This is a genomic window from Cupriavidus sp. C1SS-2L (assembly GCF_057073735.1).
In genome coordinates, this window is sequence record NZ_CP172709.1 from 2,253,773 (window position 1) to 2,271,869 (window position 18,097).

Sequence of the window (18,097 nt, forward strand, 5' to 3'; positions counted from 1 at the left end):
GCTCTGCCTCGTCAGCGGTTCACTCATCACGCTCGTCGCGCAAACGCTGCCGGCTTGACTGGCAGCAGACATTGCAGAGGGGCTGAAACGATGAAAACGCAATCCGTACGCGAACAATTGCTCGAGCACACGCTGGTGCTGATTCGCCGCCGGGGGTTCAACGGTTTCAGCTACCGCGACCTGGCCGAGCTGGTCGGGGTCAAGACATCAAGCATTCATTACTACTTTCCGTCCAAGGATGACCTGGTCCTTGAAGCGGTACGCGAATACAGCGCGCGTACGCAGGAACGCATCCGCGCGATCGATACCAGCCTGCCTCCGCTCGAACAGGCGCGGCAATACCTGGCGCCCCTGCATGCGGGCTCCGGCACGGACCAGGCCTGTCTGGTGGGGATGCTGTCCGCCGATGTGCTGTCCCTGTCGGAACCTGTGCGCGCCACCATGCGAGAGTACGTGCGCATGCAAGAGCAATGGCTGACAGGCTTGTTCGAGCGCGCCCAGCCGCTGCGCGACAAGCCCTATCCGGTGCCGCCCGCGCAACTGGCCCAGGTCGTCTATGGCTCGCTGCAGAACGGGCTGATGGCCGCCCGGCTGTTTGGCACCGCCGAGAGGCTGGAGTCAGCCGCTGCGGTGCTGATCGGCGTCATGCCGCAGCAGTGAGCTGGCGCGCCACCACCGCGCACAGCCAATCCGGGTCATCGTGCGGCAGGTCGTGGCCTGCCCACGGATGGCGGAGCAGCGGCACGCTCCAGGCCTGCGCAAGCTGCGCCGAGCAGACCGGGTTGACCAGCCTGTCGGCCTCGGATGCAATCAGAAGTGTTGTCGGACAGGGGGCCATACTTTCGGTGCGGTAACGCGCCGCCGCCAGCAATTGCCGCAGGGCGGCGCGCCGGCTGACCGGCGCACTCGTCGCGATCTGCTTCCATGCTTCAAGGTCGGCGTCTTGCGTGTCCACCCTCGCACACGTCATCCGGTGGATGGTGGCCTCGCAATAAACGCGGTTCCCCCATACGCCTGCCATGCGCAGCAAACCTGGCCAGTTCGCGGGCTGCAGGCGCTCAGTGATGGTGCTGAAGGGCCGCATGCTCGTGTTGATCAGCACGAGCGCCGCCACCTCCTCTGGCTGCCGTCGCGCCCATTCCGCAGCGACCATGGCGCCCAGTGACATCGCGAGCACGCGCACGGGGCGCTGCTGTCCGGCCTGTCGCAAACTCTGCCGGACTGAAGCCACGAAGCCCGGTACGGTCGCCGGCGATTCCTCATGCCAAAGGGTGCCATTCCCCGGCAGATCGACCAACAGCGGCGCCCCAAGGCCTGCCGCCTGCCAGCGCGTGGTCAGCGCGCCCCAGTGCCGGCTTTCACGCGTCAACCCTCGCAGGAAAACCCAGTCCGTCATGGTGCTGGCCGGCGGTTCCAGTGCGCGCGCGCCTGTTCCTGCAGCATCGCGCGTCGCTCGCCGGTCGGCAGCCAGCGCTGCGGCGCAAAGGCGATGCGCCCCAGGAAATCGAACAGGCTCACATGCCGGCGCAGTACGCGTGCGGTGCGGTGTGCCTTGATCGGGTTGAAGATGCCGTCGCGCGAAAACAACTGCCGCGGGTTCTTCTTGATCCACAGCCAGGAACCGAGTTCCAGCGTCATCGGCAGGAACAGGTTCTGCGGCGGCGTCAGGTCATATGCGTAGTCCCACAGGTCGCCGTGCAGCAGGTACTGGTGGCTTTGCGGCTCGAACGCGTAGCCATGGTGCGGGTGGGCCTGTTCGAACATGGTCTTGAGCAGGTACATCTCGGGCAGGTGCGGCATGGGACGGTGCGTGCGCGCGTACGGAAACCAGATGCTGTCGCGCCAGCCATAGCCGGAATGGCAGTCCACGGCGAAGCTCAGCGGGCGCGTCAGCAGTTCGTTTCGCACCACGTCCAGCAGCGCCTGGCTTTCGATTTCCATCGGGTGGCCAGCGCGGCCACGGAACCACGGCAGCCACGCCCCGATGCGCTGGCCGCCAGCCAGGAACGGCACGCGCGCATCGGCGTCTTGCGGTGCGTTGCGCATCAAATCGACGCCGTTCGGGTTGGCGCGCGTGGCGGCCCACATGCCACCGGGGTTGACGATGGGCATAAAGACCAGGCGCACCGACTGCAGTTGTTCATGCAGCAGTTCGTCCCATTCCAGCCGGCAAAGCAGCGAGCGCAGATAGTCGAGCACAAGCTGCGTGCCGATCCGCTCGAGACCGTGGATGCCCCCGAAAATGCCGATGGCCGGCGCATCCGCAGCTGTCGCCCCGACGGTAGCGGCGTAGACCGAAAAGCGATGGCCCTGTACCGAGGCTTCGCATACTGCGCGCGCATCCAGCACACGGCTGCCCGCGTCCAGCAGGCTCAGCAACTGATCGTATTCGGCAAAAGCGGTGCGCTCGCTCATGGCACCAATATAGGCGCTGAGCGGCGCCGCGGCCACGCGCGGGCGGGGCAGGGCGTGTCCTGCATCACTCAGGCAGCCTGAGCCTGCTGGTCGGGCGCCAGCGATTCCACGCATTCGAGAAGGGCGCCGACCAGCCGCGTATGCCGCCGGCTTTCCAGGCAGTACAGGTACTCGTGGATGACGGGCGGGCGCTGCGCGAACGCCACAATGCGCAGCGCGGGATCGCGCGGGACTTCGCCAGCGGGTACGACACTCGCGCCTATGTTCTGGCGGATCGCCTCATAGATGGCCTCGCGGCTGCCGATGACCATATGGCGCGGCAGTTCCTGCCCGCATGCTGCGAGCGCAGCCTCGGTGGCCTGCCGTGTCATCGACCCGTGCTCGCGCACGAGCAGGTGGCATTCGGCAAGGCGGGCGATATCGATATGGGGCATCCGCGCGAACGGGTGTTCCGGATGGACGACCAGCACCATCGGATCGCTCGCCAGCCGGATACGCGCGAGCCGGCTGTCCTCCACCGCGTGCGAGGACACCGCGGCGTCGATGCGGTATTCCAGCAGCGCCTCGATCATCTGCTGCGAATTGCCGATCTCGATGCTGACTTCGACGGCCGGGTAGCGCTGCCGGAACGCGGCAACGCTGCGCAGGATGTAATACGGACCGGTTGCGCCGATGCGCAAATTACCGAAGCGCAGGTTCCCCGCATTGCGCAGGAGATAGTCGGCATTGCTTTCCTGTTGCATCAACTGCTCCACCACGGGCATCAGCGCGACACCGACATCGCTCAGGTCGACCCGGCTCGCACGGCGATAGAACAGCTCCACGCCATAGACATCCTCCAGCTGGCGGATGCGTGCCGTAACGGTGGGCTGGCTGACGCCGAGCTGCCGCGCGGCCGTGGTAATGCTGCCCTGGCGAGCCACTTCGAAAAAGGTCGTGAGAAGATCGCCGAGCATGGGTTGAGGGCAGGGAAAGGTAGCGGACGCGGCAGGCACCGGATTAGCGCGCAGTCTATCGGTGCAATGTGACAGTACCGCTACGCCTCCCCGACTTTCGGCGGATCAGGTACCCATCGCCGGATCGGACACGCTGTCGGCGCCGGTTTCCAGGCGGCCTGCAAAGCGCCGCTTGAAACCGCCCTGCGCCGTGCTCACCGTGAAGTCGTACCAGTTGCCCTGCAGGCCCACGGGCCAGTGCTGCTCGAGCTGTTTACCAGAGGGAATGTCGTACGTCCACGGGCCGTCCGTGCGGTACGCGTTGGGCTGGACCGTGAAGGTGCATGCGGCGCTGCCGGTGTTGATCATGGTCAGGTAGACGGCGGCATTGGCGATGTCGTAGCAGACTCGGATCTCCGGTGCGCTGGCGTACGCTGCCGTGACGGCGCTCACGTCGCCGCTGAAGGCTCGGTGAAAGCCGTTCGGACCGAGCACCCACAGGTCGTACTTGCCGCTGTCGCTGGCGAACGCATCCCAGCTGCCATTGAGTTCCTTGCCGGGCTCGACGAGGTAGCGGCGTGGTACGCGGTCGAGATGCAGGCGGTCATACACATGGAACACCGCGGCCTGCTTGCCTGTGTTGCTGAAGAGCAGCCATACCTGGCGTCCGGCGGCGTCTTCGCGTGCGCTCACGTGAAGCTCGTAGGGCAGGGCGCGCGAGGGACGCGTGCCCTTGTCCTGCTGCGGCAATTGCTGCGCAGCGGTGGAGGGCAACGGCACCTGCGGCAGCACGCCCTGCGCGGTGCGGATGGCATCGGCGCCGGTCTTGTCGCGGCTTGGCAAGGTTGGCAATGCGCCGGAATTCGGGTTGACGAAGTTGAACGCCGAAGTCAGATCGCCAGCGACGGCCCGCCGGTATGCCGTAACGTTGGTCTCCGCCACACCGAAGCGCGCCTCAATGAAACGCAGCACGGAGGTATGGTCGAACACCTGCGAGTTGACCCAGCCGCCGCGGCTCCACGGCGAAATCACATACATCGGTACACGCGGGCCCGGGCCATAGGGCTTCTGGTCCGTGTGGTATTCACCGTCGGTAGCGACCGTCGAGGCACCGGCGAGCACGCCGTTCTCGTAACCCGGTGCGCACGGCGGCGGTACGTGGTCGAAGAAGCCGTCGTTCTCGTCGAAGTTGACGAGCAGCACGGTCTTGCTCCACACGGCCGGGTTTGCCGTCAACGCGTTCAGGACCTCCTGCGTGTACCAGGCGCCTTGCACCGGGCTGGAAGGCCCGGGATGCTCGGAGTAGTTGGCGGGCGCCACGATCCATGTCACCTGCGGCAGCTTGCCCGCGGCGATGTCATCGCGTAGCGCCTGCAGGAAACCCGCATCCGGCATGGTGTTGGAAATGCCCTTGATCAGCGGGTTGATGGCATCGTCGCTGCTGGCATACGCGGGATACGGGCTGCCGTTGGCCGCGTTGCCGCGCGCAAGGTTCGCATCGCGATATTGCTTGAAGCCGGCGAGCGGGTTGTCGGTGTAGTTGTCCGGCATGTTCTGGTAGACCTTCCAGCTCACGCCGGCGGCTTCCAGACGTTCGGGATACGTGGTCCACGTATAGGGCGTGTTCGAGCCCGTGAACGAATCCCCGCTGTTGTCGATCACCGGGCCACCGTGCGTGCCGGACGGATCGTTGGTACCGGTCCAGTGGAACAGCCGGTTCGGGTTGGTGCCGCCGTGGAAGCCGCAATGGTAGGCATCGCAGATCGTGAATGCGTTGGCCAGCGCGAACTGAAAGTCCAGCTCCGCCTCGGTGTAGTAGCCCATCGACTGCGTGTTCTTGTAGGTAGGCCATTTGTTCATGCGGCCCAGGTCCCAGGCGTTCTGCGCATCGGGGTAGGTGTGCGGCGTGCCGCTGACACGCTGTGCATTGCCGGCCGTGCTGTCGAGGTGGTACGGCAGCACCGTGCGCGCCGTGCCGCTGGCGTAGGTTTGCTGCCAGACGTTGAGACCCCCCGCCAGCGGGATCGGGAAGCGGTCACCGAAACCGCGCACGCCGCGCAGAGTCCCGAAGTAGTGGTCGAACGAGCGGTTCTCCTGCATCAGGATCACGACGTGCTCGACATCGCGGATGGAGCCCGTCGCATTGTTGGCCGGGATGGCCAGCGCGCGCCGGATGGCCGGCGGGAAGGCGGCCAGCGCGGCGGCGGCCGCGGCGCTGCTGCCGGCGAGCTTGAGGAAACTGCGTCTGCTGTTGGCGTTCATGTCGTTCTGTGGCCGGATAGGTTCAGGATAGTCGGCGTGCTTGCTGCGGCTCAGGGCGCGCACCGGATAGCGGGCTTGACGGCGGGCGGCTGGTTGATCGCCCCCTCGCCGGTGGCCGGCGCGGGGCTGCCGGCCGGCGATTGCGAACCGCCGGATGCGTTGTCGTCGCTGCCGCCGCAGGCGGACAGCGTCGCGCACATCAGCAGAGTGGCCATCCAGTGCGAACGCGAGGCTGCGCGCAGGAGTCGGGTCATGGTTTGAATCTCCGGAATGCGTGGGCCGTGGAAGGACCAGGGCATGGGTTCAAGGATTGAGGCTGGACAGCGGCTGGCGCGACGCGGTGATGGACTTGAGTTCGTCCAGCGTCAGCACCCGTGTCCACATCGCCAGGTCGTTGAAGGCCATCACGCCCTTGAGCGATCCGGCGTTGTTGGCCACATAGTTGTGCGTGGCATCGTCATTGAGGCCCCAGACCTTGGTGGCGAGCCCGTTGAGCTTGGTCACGTCGGTCGATGCAATCGCCTTGTTCTCGACCTTCTGCAGGCCCAGCACCGGATCGATGACGTAGGCGCTGAACTTCTTCGCCACGGTATCGACGGACAGGGCGAGGTAGGCCCACTGGTTGGCCGAAACCTTCATGCCGTTGATGTCATCGCGCTTGCCGCCGCCGCTGCCGATGTTGAAACGCACCTCGCAGCTTCCGAACAGGCCGAGCGCGATGCCGGGGTTGGCGCCCGATGTGTAGTTCTTGTTGGAGATAATGGGCTCGCCCGTGCCGTTGCCCTGCGTGCAGTCCGTGCGGAACCACAGGCCGATGGTGAACTGCGGGCTCTGCGCGATGTCCGCACCGTTCTGCACGAGCTCGTATGCGTCAACGTTGGAATCGACGCGCAGGCCCTTGGTGCCGAAGTTGTCGTCGACGAGCGTACCGCCGTCCGTGGCCGGCAGCCACGGGTCTAGCGTGGCGCTGCCCTTGGCGTCTACCGGCGGCTTGGTGTCGAGGCTGAAGTACGTGGCGAGGTTATCGCGCAGCGTGGTCGCCAGCGGTACCGGCTTCACGTAATTGATCTGCGCCTGGTAGGACACTGGCACGCCGTTGCGCACGAGCGTGTAGTTGAAGCGGTACAGGCCGGTCGGCATGTCGAACGCATTGTCGACATACTGCGTGGCGCTGGCCGGCAACTTCGCAATCTGCACGCCATCGCGCAGCACGAGCGTTTCACCCGCGGATGCGGAAGCATTCTGCCACGTCAGTTCGATCGAATCGTTGTAGCGGCCTACCGCCATGCGGATACCGCGCACGCCGGCGCTGGCACCGTTCAGCGGCATGCCGTCGAACCGGTAGGCGGTGGCGTCGATGGCGATGCCGGCGTGCGTCAGCAGCGTCGGCGCGATGTCAGCCTCGGTCGGCAGCGCTGACAGGTCAGCCGGCGTGACCGGCGCCGCGGTGCCGGTGCTGGCCAGTGCCGCATTGAGCGGCTTGTTCATGGCGATGAAGGCCGTGCGGTTCTCCACCGTCGGCAGGGACGTGGTGGCGCCAGTGGCATCGAGCCCGTGGCTGGTCGTCACCATGACCAGCCAGTCCTCGTTCGGCTGCGCCTTGCGGCGTTCCGCAACGGCCGCCAGAAGCTGGCCCAGCGCCTGGTCAAAGCCTGCAAGCGCAGTGGCATAGGTGCCGGCGCCGAAGCCGTCAGCCTCGGCAGCCAGCGCCGGGGCGCTGTACTGTGCGAAGACCAGCCCGTAGCCGGCTTGCACCAGTTTCACGCTGTTCTGCGTTACGCAGCTGTCGGCGCTTGCACAATCGACGAACGTGTCGAGGTTGCCGGCGTCGCGCTCTGCCGTGAGCAGCGGCGGCACGACAGCCGAACTGATGGCGCTGCCAAGCTGCGTGCCGGCCTTCGCGCCATCGCGGAAGTAGCGGAACAGGCTCGGCGCTTGCGGTGCCACTGAACGCGTGTCGTCGGTCACGCCGTGCCGGTTGGACCAGGTGCCGGTCAGCACCGTGGCCCAGCTCGGTGCATCCAGCGGTGGCTGTGCGGTGACGGTGCCTGGCATGCCGCCCGTCGCGGCGGGTACGAGGTTCAGCTGCGCGAGGTTGGGCAGTTCGCGTCGCAGGATGGCGCTCTGCACCTGCTCATAGGTGGCGCCGTCCACACCGACCAGCAGCACCTTGCTGGCCGCCGGTGCGAGGTTGGTCTTGTTGCCGGAATCGGAGGGGTTGGCTGCCGTTGGCTGCGCATCGTCTCCGCCACAAGCCGTCAGCGCGGCGGCTGCCACGCCGGCCATGGCCAGGCTGAGGGCGTATCTGCCAGGCGCCGGCCGAGCAAGAATCCATGCCATCTTTCATTCCCCTGTCTGTTTGCCTTGTTGTGCGCAGGGCGGGCCCCGCGAAGTGATGGCAGAGTAAGAGCAGGGGTTGTCACAGTAGTGACAGGCAGGCAAAGAATCCTGATGGCGGCATTCGGATTCTTGAATGCATTGCAGACAAGGCCGGCGCAAAACAGCCGGCCCTGCCGCAGCAGCGGGTCAGCGGTGGAAGCCGGCTCCGGCCATCAGCAGGCGCAGCAGCCAGGCGGCGACGCCAAGGCCTGCCACGCTGGCGGCCCAGATCAGCACTAGCCAGCCGACGCGCTGGAGCCAGAGCGGCAGCCTCACGGAACGGGGTGCCATCAGTGGTACCCCTCGCCGTGGCGGACCTTGCCGCGGAAGACGTAGTAGGCCCACACCGTGTACATCAGGATGAATGGAATGATGAACAGCGCGCCCACCAACGCGAAGCCCTGGCTCTGCGGCGGTGCTGCCGCATCCCAGATGGAAATTCCCGGCGGGATGATATTGGGCCAGACGCTGATCGCAAGCCCCGTATAGCCGAGGAACACCAGCCCGAGTGCATACAGGAACGGCGCCATGTTCGGCGTCCGCCGCAGCGCGCGCATCAGCCCGAGCACGCACAGCACGACCAGCAGCGGCACAGGCGAGAACAAGACCAGATTCGGCAGGCTGAACCAGCGTTCGGCAATCTCCGGGTGCGTGAGCGGTGTCCAGAGACTGATCGCTGCGATAACGACAAGCAGCAGCCAGCCCAGCGTGCCGGCCAGCCGCACCATGCGCTGGTGCAGTTCGCCCTCGGTCTTCATGATCAGCCACGTGCTGCCCAGCACCGTATAGGCGACTACCAGACCGACGCCGCAGAACAGCGGGAACGGCGCAAGCCAGTCCAGCGGGCCGCCGGCGAAACGGTGGCCTTCCATGCGGATGCCGTCGATATACGCGCCCAGCGCGACGCCCTGGAAGAACGATGCCACGAGCGAGCCGCCAATGAAGGAGGCATCCCACACCGGCCGTTCGCGGTCATTGGCCTTGAAGCGGAACTCGAACGCCACGCCGCGGAAAATCAGGCCCAGCAGCATCAGCATGAGCGGCAGGTAGAGCGCACTCAGCACCACCGAATAGGCGAGTGGAAACGCAGCGAGCAGGCCGGCACCGCCGAGTACCAGCCATGTTTCGTTGCCGTCCCAGACCGGGGCCACGGTGTTCATCATCACGTCGCGGTCATGGCGGTCGGGCACGAACGGAAACAGCATGCCGATGCCAAGATCAAAGCCATCCATGACGACGTACATCATCACGCCGAAGAAGATGATGAGGATCCAGAGGAGGGAAAGGTCGATGCCCATGGCGTCAGCTCCTGCTGCGAGCGGGTTGATGGGGCGCCATCACGTCATCGTCCTCGACGGCGGAAATCGGGCGTGCAGGCGTGTGGCCGCGGCCGGGACCACCTTGGCGTTCGTGCTTGCCTTCGTCGATCACCGGGCCCTTGCGCACCAGCCGCAGCATGTAGGCAATGCCAACGCCGAACACGAAGAAGTAGGCGACGACGAACAGGCCGAGCGTGAGCGCGAGTTCGGGCACGTTGTGCGGCGTGACCGCATCGGCGGTGCGTTGCAGCCCATAGACCACCCATGGCTGCCGCCCGATCTCGGTCGTGAACCAGCCGGCGAGGATCGCGATCAGGCCGGTGGGCCCCATCCACATCGCCAGGTGCAGGAAGGCCCGCGACTTGAATAGCCGTTCGCCGCGCCTTAGCAGCAGGCTCCACAGGCCCAGCAGGATCATCAGCACACCGAGGCCGACCATTACGCGGAACGACCAGAACAGGATGGTGGAATTGGGCCGGTCTTCCGGTGCGAATTCCTTCAGGCCCTTGATCTGGCCATCGAGACTGTGCGTGAGGATCAGGCTGCCCAGGCGCGGGATGCCCACGGCAAAGCGTGTTTCTTCGCGCTCCATGTCAGGCAGGCCGAACAGCAGCAGCGGGAAGCCCTGCTCGCCATGCTCGGTCTCCCAGTGGCCCTCCATCGCGGCGATCTTGGCCGGCTGGTGCTGCAGCGTGTTCAGGCCATGCACGTCGCCGATCACGGCCTGGATCGGCGCGACGATCAGCAGCATCCACATCGCCATCGACAGCATCTTGCGGATGGCCGGGTTGTCTCGGCCGCGCAGCAGGTGCCATGCGCCCGACGCGCCCACGAACAGTGCCGTGGCCAGGAAGGCTGCTACGCTCATATGCATCAGGCGGTACGGGAAAGACGGGTTGAAGATGACCTTGAACCAGTCCGTCGGCACCACGCGGCCACTGATGATTTCGTAGCCCTGCGGTGTCTGCATCCAGCTATTGGAGGCAAGGATCCAGGTCGCCGAAATCAGCGTGCCCAGCGCCACCATGACGGTCGCGAAGAAATGCAGCCCCGGTCCGACTCGGTTCCAGCCGAACAGCATGACGCCGAGGAAGCCTGCCTCCAGGAAGAAGGCTGTGAGCACCTCGTAGGTCAGTAGCGGCCCTGTGATGCTGCCTGCGAACTCGGAGAAGAAACTCCAGTTGGTGCCGAACTGGTACGCCATGACCAGCCCCGAGACCACGCCCATGCCAAAGTTGACCGCGAAGATCTTGGACCAGAAGTGGTACAGGTCCCGGTAGACCGGGCGCTGTGTACGTAGCCAGCATCCTTCCAGTACCGCCAGGTACGCCGCCAGTCCGATGGTGATGGCGGGAAAGATGATGTGAAAGGAAATGGTGAAGCCGAATTGAATACGGGCGAGTTCTAGCGCGGTGAAGCCAAACATGTCTTGTTCTCCGTGGCGCTGGCCCATCGCACGCCGTCGACTGCGTCGCCATGCCGGTCAGGCGTGGCAGGCTTGCCGACAGGCGCGCCAGGGGCGCGGGCCGTTGGCGCGTGCGGTATGCGTAGTGTACGCCGCATGCGTCGCCATGTGCCGGCAAAGGCCGAGGTTGCCGCGGCGGCATATCGTCGCAGCGGGCGGACCCTGTTGGCCTTTTGCCGCACGTTCCGATGCTAGAGGTCCGCTGGAAAGGAGAACAGAAGCAAAAGGCGGGAAAAACACCGTATCAGATCGGGCAAGTGACAAGTCGGTGGTGGAAGCGCATAGTGGGCGACTTTTCCACTTCGCCGTATTCGCTTCATACCGATGGATTCCACGCTGATCATCGTCATTCTCGGCGCAGCCGTCGCCGGCTTCGTGCAGGGGCTCTCTGGCTTCGCCTTCGGCATGGTCGCGATGTCGTTCTGGGTGTGGACCATCGACCCGCGCATGGCGTCGGCAATGACGGTGTTTGGTGCGCTGACCGGGCAGTTGCTTGCCGCGTTTTCGGTGCGGCGTGGATTGCCGCTGCGGCGGTTGTGGCCCTTCGTGGCGGGCGGATTGGTTGGAATTCCAATTGGCGTGGCAATCCTCCCGGCACTCAACGCCCAACTGTTCAAAGCCGTGTTTGGCGCGTTCCTGACGCTGTGGTGTCCGGTGATGCTGATGGCGCCGCGACTGCCTGCGATCACGCATGGCGGGCGCGTGGCCGATGGCGTGGCAGGGGCTGCAGGCGGGGTGATGGGCGGAATCGGCGGCTTTACCGGCGTGATTCCCACGTTGTGGTGCACGCTGCGCGGCTTTGACAAGGACGAGCAGCGCGCGGTGATCCAGAACTTCAATCTGGCCACGCTGGCGGTGACGATGGCCACTTATGTCGGCAAGGGCATCGTTACGCGGGACATGCTGCCGATGTTCCTGGTGGTGGCGCCGGCGATGCTGGTGCCTTCGCTGCTTGGTGCGCGGGTGTATCTGGGCATCAGCGAGGCCACGTTTCGCAAGATCGTGCTGACGCTGCTCACTGCGTCCGGCGTCGTGCTGTCGGTGTCCTCGCTGCCGGGGTTGCTGGCGCGTTCATGACCCGGTCAGCCCGGGTCATGAACGGGCAGGGGCCAGCCTCAGGCGATGTGGTGCACCCAGCCGAAGGTATCTGCTTCCTTGCCGCGCTGGATACCGGTCAGCAGTGCACGCAGGCGCTTCGTGACTTCGCCTTCGCCGCCATTGCCGATGTTGAATTCACCGCCGGCGTGGCGAACCGTGCCGATGGCAGTCACCACGGCGGCGGTACCGCAGGCGAACGTTTCCTTCACGCGGCCGCTCGCGGCATCGGCTTGCCACGCCTCGAACGCGTACGGGGTTTCCGACACCTTAATGCTTTCACGGCGGGCCAGTTCGATCACCGATGCGCGCGTGATGCCGGGCAGGATCGTGCCGGACAGCGGCGGCGTCAGCAGCGAGCCGTCATCCATCACGAAGAACACATTCATGCCGCCGAGTTCCTCGATCCAGCGGTGTTCCGCGGCGTCAAGGAAGACCACCTGGTCGCAGCCCTTCTGTGCAGCTTCCGTCTGCGCGATCAGGCTGGCCGCATAGTTGCCGCCGCACTTGGCCGCGCCGGTGCCGCCGGGCGCGGCGCGCGTGTACTGGTCGGACACCCAAACCGTAACCGCCGACTTGCCACCCTTGAAGTACGGGCCGACCGGGCAGGCGATCACGCAAAACACGTATTCGTTCGCGGCGCGCACGCCGAGGAAGTTCTCGGCAGCAAACATGAACGGGCGCAGGTACAGGCTGCCGTCGCCGCCGGGGATCCAGTCGCGGTCGATGTCGACGAGCGCTTCGACAGCGCGCAGGAACTCGGCTTCAGGCAGGTCGGCCATCGACATGCGCGCGGCCGACGCACGGAAGCGCTTGGCGTTTTCCTGCGGGCGGAACAGCGAAATCTTGCCGTCGGCGCCGCGATAGGCCTTCATGCCCTCAAAGATTTCCTGCGCATAGTGCAAGACGGCACAGGCGGGATCGATCTGGAATGGACGGCGCGCTTCGACCTTGGCGTCATGCCAACCGCGCCCTTCGGTCCAGCGGATTGTGACCATGTGGTCGGTGAACACGCGTCCGAAGGCAGGGTCGACCAGCGCAGCCGCGATCTTGTCGGCCGGCGTGGGGTTGGGGTGACGTTCCACGGTGAACTGCAATTGGTTGTCAGCGCTCATGTTTCTGTGTCTCTTCGTCTTCGGACAGGGATTTCAGTTTTTCCGGTGCAAATCATGCAAGGGAGTCCCGGGCGGGTGCGGAAAGGGGCGATATTCGCGCATCTTCCCGCCCGGCCGGTGCCAAACATCAAGTGTAACTCGATGGTGCGGTGCAGCAGAAGTCCGATCGCTGGCCGTGGACGGGTGGGTGTTGGTGTCTGAAGGCGTCCGGGCCGTCGAGTGGCCGGAAGCACCGGAACATTTGGCTCAGGCTTTCTGCCTGCGCGCAGCGACCGCCTCGGCAAGCATGTCGAGCACCGCGAGGGAGTCGTCCCAGCCGATGCAGGCGTCGGTAATGCTCTGCCCGTACGTCAGTTCCGACGGGTTGTGCTGCCCCGGCGTGAATTTTTGCGCACCACCGATCAGATGGCTTTCGACCATCACGCCAAACACTGACCGGCTGCCGCCGCTGACCTGCCGCGCTACGTCGCGTGCGACGTCGATCTGCCGCAAGTGCTGCTTGCTGCTGTTGGCGTGGCTGCAATCGACCATCAGCCGGCGGTCCAGTCCGGCCGCGTCGAGATCCTTGCAGGCTGCTGCCACGGAATCGGCATCATAGTTCGGCACCTTGCCGCCGCGCAGAATGACGTGGCAGTCGGGGTTGCCCCGGGTGTGAACGGTCGCGACCTGCCCGTTCTTATGGACGCCCAGGAAGTGATGCGGACGGGAGGCGGCCTGGATTGCATCGATGGCGATCTTGATATTGCCGTCGGTGCCGTTCTTGAATCCGATCGGTGCCGAGGTGCCCGACGCCAGTTCCCGGTGCACCTGGCTTTCCGTCGTGCGGGCGCCGATTGCGCCCCAGCTGATCAGGTCGCCGATGTACTGCGGCGAGATGACATCCAGGAACTCGCCGGCCGCCGGTAGCCCGAGGCGGTTGATGTCCAGCAACAGATGGCGCGCCATCCGAAGCCCCTCGTCGATCCGGTAGCTTTCGTCGAGATACGGGTCGTTGATCAGACCCTTCCAGCCCACGGTGGTGCGGGGCTTCTCGAAGTACACACGCATCACGATTTCGAGCGTATCCGCGTAGCGCACGCGCTGTGCCATCAAGCGCTGCGCGTAGTCGAGCGCGGCGCGCGGATCGTGGATCGAGCACGGTCCCATGATCACGAGCAGGCGGTCATCCTGGCCGTGCAGGATCCGGGAAATGCTCTGCCGCGTTGCCGTGACCAGCGATTCGATCGGCGTCCCGGCAATGGGGAAGAACCGGATCAGATGCTCGGGCGGGGGCAGCGGAATGATGTCGTCGACGCGGGCATCGTCGGTGCCGCTGGTGCGGTCGGAGGGATGTGGCCAGCCCTCGCCGATGCTGGTTGTGGATGCCTGTGGGGTATTCATGGATGTCTCTTGGTGAACCGGGACGCCCCGGTATGGTAGCCGCTTTCTGCCGGGCCGCAGGCGCTCCGGGCGTCAGATCACTTTCAACCCGGCGGCAGCACGTCGGAGGTAATCCAGCATCTGCAAGGCACTGCTCGTCAGCGGCCGTTCGCGCAACGTCATGACGCCAACCGGAGGCAATTCGACGGGCACGTCCATCGCAACGATCCGCAGGCGGCCTTCGGCTTCCAGAGCCCGTGCGGCGGACTGTGCCATGAAGCCTGCCGCATCGCGCCTGGTGGCAAACGTGGCCAGTGCAAGGTAGGACGACGATTCGATGACGTCCTGCGGCGGATGCAGTCCGTGCTGGTAGAAGGCCTGTTCGATCTTCACGCGCAGCGAGGCCCACGGCGGCGGGAATACGCATGGCAGGTTGGCGAGGTCGTGCCAGCCGGGATTGGCCTTGCGCGTGATGCGGTGGCCGCGCCTGACCACGACCACCATGGGATCATCGTACAAGGCCTCGGCAACCAGGTCCGGCGCTGCGTAGCCAGGTTCCAGGCGGCCCACGATCAGGTCCAGTTCGCTCAGACGGAGCTTGGGCAGCAGGTGCGTGAGATCGCCTTCCTCGATCAGCACGGTAGCGCGCGGCGAACGGTCCTTGAGCATGCCGACCGCGTGCGCCAGCAATGCCGGCAGCGCCGCGCCCATCGAGCCGATGCGGATACGACCCGACGCGCCGCTTTCGACAGCTGCGATCTCGTCGCGCGTCTGCTCGTACTGCGCGAGCACCGAGCGCGCAAAGCGCACCAGTGATTCGCCGGCCGCGGTGGGTTCGGTGCCGCGCGTGGAACGCGTGAACAGCGTCAGGCCCAGCATCTTTTCGACTTCGGTGAGCACGCGCGAAACGGCGGGCTGGCTCACGGCGAGGAACTCGGCCGTGCGGCCCAGGTGTCGGAATTCGTCGAGCGCCACCAGCAGTTGCAGGTGGCGCAGCTTGATATTGGAGCGCAGCGCGCGGTCGATCGTGGCCATGCCCGGAGTCTACATAACGAAAACGGCATGAAGCAATGCCAAGTTCTGATTGGATTGTTATGTTCGGCGGACACACAATATCGATATAGCACGACGGCCTGACCGTCCCATAACTACGGAGACACCCTCACATGACCCAAGGACTCCCCTTTAATCCGAAGCGTCGCCAGCTGCTCATCAGCGGGGCGGCGGCCGCTGCCGCGGGTACCGCCGGCATCATCCTGCCGGGCATGAGCCGCGCCGCTACGGCGGAGTATCCCGATCGCCCCATCACATTCATCTGCCCCTGGCCGGTGGGCGGGACGGCGGACCAGTCGATGCGGGCCCTGTGCCAGGTCGCGTCCGGCATCCTGAAACAGTCGATCGTGGTCGAGAACCGTGCCGGCGCATCGGGCATGATCGGCACCAAGGCGCTCGCGCGCGCGAATCCCGACGGCTACACCATCGGGCAGATCCCGATCTCGGTCACGCGCTTCTCGCAGCTCGGCATGCTGCAACTCGATCCGCGCACCGAACTGACCTATCTCGCACGCACGTCTGGCCAGACCTTCGGCATCGCGGTGCCCACGAACTCGCGCTTCAAGACGCTGCAAGACGTGGTCGCCGCGGCCAAGGCCAACCCGGGGAGACTGACCTACGCGCACGCTGGCATCGGCGGCGCCACGCACGTCGGCATGGAACAGTTCGCACTGGCGGCCGGCGTGAAGTTCAACGCCATCGCCTACAAAGGCGGCGCTGCGGCCCTGCAGGATGTGCTGGCCGGGCAGGTGGACCTGCTCGCCGATTCCAGTTCGTGGGCCCCGCATGTCGAGGCTGGCAAGCTGCGCCTGCTGGCGACGTGGGGCGAACAGCGTGCCACGCGCTTCAAGGACACGCCGACCCTGAAGGAGCTTGGCTACAACGTGGTGGTCGAGGCGCCCAACGGTATCGGCGCGCCCAAGGGCTTGCCGGCGGCCGTGGAAAAGAAGCTGCGCGACGCGTTCCGCACCGCGGTGGCGAGCGTGGAATTCAAGCAGGTGGCGGCACGCCTCGATGCGCCCGTGATGTACCTGGACGGGCCCGAATACAAGAAGTACGTGGCGACGGTCTATGACCAGGAAACCCAGCTGATCCAGAAGCTGCGGCTCAAGGAACTGCTGCAGCAAGGTTGATCCTCAAGTGAAAACGAACCCCGTCATCCGGCTGCATGCTAACGATAACGTGCTGATCGCCAGGGGCGATCTTGCGCTCGGGCAGCAGCTGTCCGATCCCGCGTTGCGCGTGCGCGCCCAAGTCCCGGCCGGACACAAGATCGCGGCCAGCGCGATTGCCAGCGGCACGCCGGTGCGCAAGTACGACACGGTGATCGGCGTGGCGTCGCGCGATATCGTAGCTGGCGAGCACGTGCATTCGCACAATCTGAAGCTGGTGGATTTCTACCGTGACCCGGCCTTCTGCCAGGACGTTCGCGCGGTGGAATACGTGCCGGAAGCCGAGCGGGCCACGTTCATGGGTTTCGTTCGCCCGGACGGCCGCGTGGGCACGCGCAATTTCATCGGCATCCTGTCGTCGGTGAACTGTTCGTCGACAGTGATTCGCCAGATTGCCTCGCATTTCACGCCGGAGCGGCTGGCCGCCTATCCGAACGTGGATGGCGTAGTCGCCTTCGCCCAGACCAGCGGTTGCGGCATGTCGTCGCCGAGCGAGCATTTCGACGTGCTGCGCCGGACGCTGGCCGGGTATGCGCGGCATCCCAACCTGGCGGGTGTGCTGATCGTTGGACTCGGCTGCGAGCGCAATCAGGTCGCAGGTCTGGTGGAATCGCAAGGGCTCGAACCCGGCGCGGCCATGCACACGCTGGTCATGCAGGACAGCGGCGGCACGCGTGAAACGATCCAGGCAGGTATTCGCGCCGTTGAATCGATGTTGCCTGCTGCGAACCAGGCCGTGCGCCAACGCGTGCCAGCCAGCCACCTGAAGATCGGCCTCGAGTGCGGCGGTTCGGACGGGTTCTCGGGCATCAGTGCGAATCCAGCGCTCGGTGCGGCCATGGACATCCTGGTACGGCACGGGGGCACTGCGATCCTGTCGGAAACGCCGGAGATCCACGGTGTGGAGTTCATGCTGACGCGCCGCGCGGTGACGCCGGAAGTCGGCCAGAAGCTGCTGGACCGCCTGGCCTGGTGGGAGCGCTATACCGCCGGCCACAACGCGCAGTTCAACGGCGTGGTAGGCCACGGCAACCAGCAAGGCGGCCTGGCGAACATCTTTGAAAAGTCGCTGGGATCGGCCATGAAGGGCGGCACCACGCCGCTGCAGGCGGTGTACGAGTATGCCGAGCCCATCGACAAGGCCGGCTTCGTCTTCATGGATTCTCCCGGCTACGACCCGGTCGCCGTGACGGGCCAGATTGCCAGCGGCGCCAACCTGATCTGCTTCACCACCGGCCGTGGTTCCATGTTCGGCTCCAAGCCGGCGCCCACCATCAAGCTCGCGTCGAACACGCCGATGTACGAACGTTTGCGCGACGACATGGACATCAATTGCGGTCTGGTGGTCGATGGCGAGCTGACGATCGGGCAGATGGGGCAGCGCATTTTCGAACATATTCTGCAAGCGGCATCTGGCCAACCAACTCGAAGCGAACTGCTGGGCCTTGGCGACAACGAGTTCGTGCCCTGGCATCTCGGTATCGTGAGCTGACCGCGTTCCCGCCTTCATCGCCCTCTTTTTGTACGT

Annotated in this window: 16 protein-coding genes; 4 read left to right on the top strand and 12 right to left on the bottom strand. The window is 65.3% G+C overall.

Annotation, left to right across the window (positions count from 1 at the left end; genetic code table 11):
• Nucleotides 1-90 precede the first annotated feature (90 nt).
• Entirely contained in the window at nt 91-660 is a 570-nt protein-coding gene (locus tag ACIGJG_RS28070; protein WP_011300410.1) for a TetR/AcrR family transcriptional regulator, read from the top strand.
• Here ACIGJG_RS28070 and ACIGJG_RS28075 read toward each other — a convergent pair.
• The 9 genes from ACIGJG_RS28075 to ACIGJG_RS28115 form a co-directional block, all read right to left on the bottom strand.
• Nucleotides 644-1,396: an alpha/beta fold hydrolase gene (locus ACIGJG_RS28075; protein ID WP_011300409.1), complete on the bottom strand. Its 753-nt coding sequence runs from the start codon at nt 1,394-1,396 to the stop codon at nt 644-646. The two genes, ACIGJG_RS28070 and ACIGJG_RS28075, sit on opposite strands and share 17 nt — an antisense overlap.
• On the bottom strand, nt 1,393-2,415 hold the full coding sequence (locus ACIGJG_RS28080) for a M14 family zinc carboxypeptidase (protein ID WP_483673476.1): 1,023 nt from the start codon (nt 2,413-2,415) through the stop codon (nt 1,393-1,395). Before ACIGJG_RS28080 ends, ACIGJG_RS28075 begins: the two co-directional genes overlap by 4 nt.
• 68 nt (nt 2,416-2,483) lie before the next feature.
• A complete protein-coding gene (locus tag ACIGJG_RS28085) occupies nt 2,484-3,371 on the bottom strand; it encodes a LysR substrate-binding domain-containing protein (protein WP_483673477.1) in 888 nt (295 codons plus the stop codon).
• Nucleotides 3,372-3,476: 105 nt separating this feature from the next.
• On the bottom strand, nt 3,477-5,612 hold the full coding sequence (locus tag ACIGJG_RS28090) for a phosphocholine-specific phospholipase C (protein WP_140949499.1): 2,136 nt from the start codon (nt 5,610-5,612) through the stop codon (nt 3,477-3,479).
• A gap of 50 nt (nt 5,613-5,662) precedes the next feature.
• Complete coding sequence (locus ACIGJG_RS28095) at nt 5,663-5,866, bottom strand: hypothetical protein (protein WP_041680201.1); 204 nt, start codon at nt 5,864-5,866, stop codon at nt 5,663-5,665.
• Between the two features lie 49 nt (nt 5,867-5,915).
• On the bottom strand, nt 5,916-7,952 hold the full coding sequence (locus ACIGJG_RS28100; RefSeq protein ID WP_483673478.1) for a hypothetical protein: 2,037 nt from the start codon (nt 7,950-7,952) through the stop codon (nt 5,916-5,918).
• A gap of 186 nt (nt 7,953-8,138) precedes the next feature.
• The gene (locus ACIGJG_RS28105) at nt 8,139-8,282 is read right to left on the bottom strand and encodes a DUF2474 domain-containing protein (RefSeq protein ID WP_084791945.1); all 144 of its coding nucleotides are present in this window, start codon (nt 8,280-8,282) and stop codon (nt 8,139-8,141) included.
• Complete coding sequence (gene cydB / locus ACIGJG_RS28110) at nt 8,282-9,289, bottom strand: cytochrome d ubiquinol oxidase subunit II (RefSeq protein ID WP_140949501.1); 1,008 nt, start codon at nt 9,287-9,289, stop codon at nt 8,282-8,284. The genes ACIGJG_RS28105 and cydB overlap by 1 nt, the downstream gene beginning before the upstream one ends.
• 4 nt (nt 9,290-9,293) lie before the next feature.
• Nucleotides 9,294-10,736 carry a cytochrome ubiquinol oxidase subunit I gene (locus tag ACIGJG_RS28115; protein WP_140949502.1) on the bottom strand — a complete coding sequence of 481 codons (1,443 nt, stop codon included), beginning with the start codon at nt 10,734-10,736 and terminating at the stop codon, nt 9,294-9,296.
• A 363-nt stretch (nt 10,737-11,099) separates the two neighbouring features.
• On the opposite strand from ACIGJG_RS28115, the gene ACIGJG_RS28120 reads away from it, so the two are divergent.
• Nucleotides 11,100-11,852: a sulfite exporter TauE/SafE family protein gene (locus ACIGJG_RS28120; protein ID WP_140949503.1), complete on the top strand. Its 753-nt coding sequence runs from the start codon at nt 11,100-11,102 to the stop codon at nt 11,850-11,852.
• 38 nt (nt 11,853-11,890) lie between these two features.
• Here the strand turns inward: ACIGJG_RS28120 and ACIGJG_RS28125 are convergent, their stop codons facing one another.
• The 3 genes from ACIGJG_RS28125 to ACIGJG_RS28135 form a co-directional block, all read right to left on the bottom strand.
• On the bottom strand, nt 11,891-12,985 hold the full coding sequence (locus tag ACIGJG_RS28125) for a branched-chain amino acid aminotransferase (RefSeq protein WP_483673479.1): 1,095 nt from the start codon (nt 12,983-12,985) through the stop codon (nt 11,891-11,893).
• Between the two features lie 246 nt (nt 12,986-13,231).
• Nucleotides 13,232-14,365 (bottom strand): 3-deoxy-7-phosphoheptulonate synthase, encoded by a 1,134-nt coding sequence (locus tag ACIGJG_RS28130; protein ID WP_483673480.1) that lies wholly within the window; start codon nt 14,363-14,365, stop codon nt 13,232-13,234.
• A 72-nt stretch (nt 14,366-14,437) separates the two neighbouring features.
• Complete coding sequence (locus tag ACIGJG_RS28135; RefSeq protein WP_011300399.1) at nt 14,438-15,379, bottom strand: LysR substrate-binding domain-containing protein; 942 nt, start codon at nt 15,377-15,379, stop codon at nt 14,438-14,440.
• A 131-nt stretch (nt 15,380-15,510) separates the two neighbouring features.
• On the opposite strand from ACIGJG_RS28135, the gene ACIGJG_RS28140 reads away from it, so the two are divergent.
• Both ACIGJG_RS28140 and ACIGJG_RS28145 read left to right on the top strand, forming a co-directional pair.
• The gene (locus ACIGJG_RS28140; RefSeq protein WP_483673481.1) at nt 15,511-16,530 is read left to right on the top strand and encodes a tripartite tricarboxylate transporter substrate binding protein; all 1,020 of its coding nucleotides are present in this window, start codon (nt 15,511-15,513) and stop codon (nt 16,528-16,530) included.
• 7 nt (nt 16,531-16,537) lie between these two features.
• Nucleotides 16,538-18,061, top strand: coding sequence for a UxaA family hydrolase (locus tag ACIGJG_RS28145; RefSeq protein ID WP_011300397.1), 1,524 nt, complete (start codon nt 16,538-16,540; stop codon nt 18,059-18,061).
• The last annotated feature ends 36 nt before the right edge of the window (nt 18,062-18,097 follow it).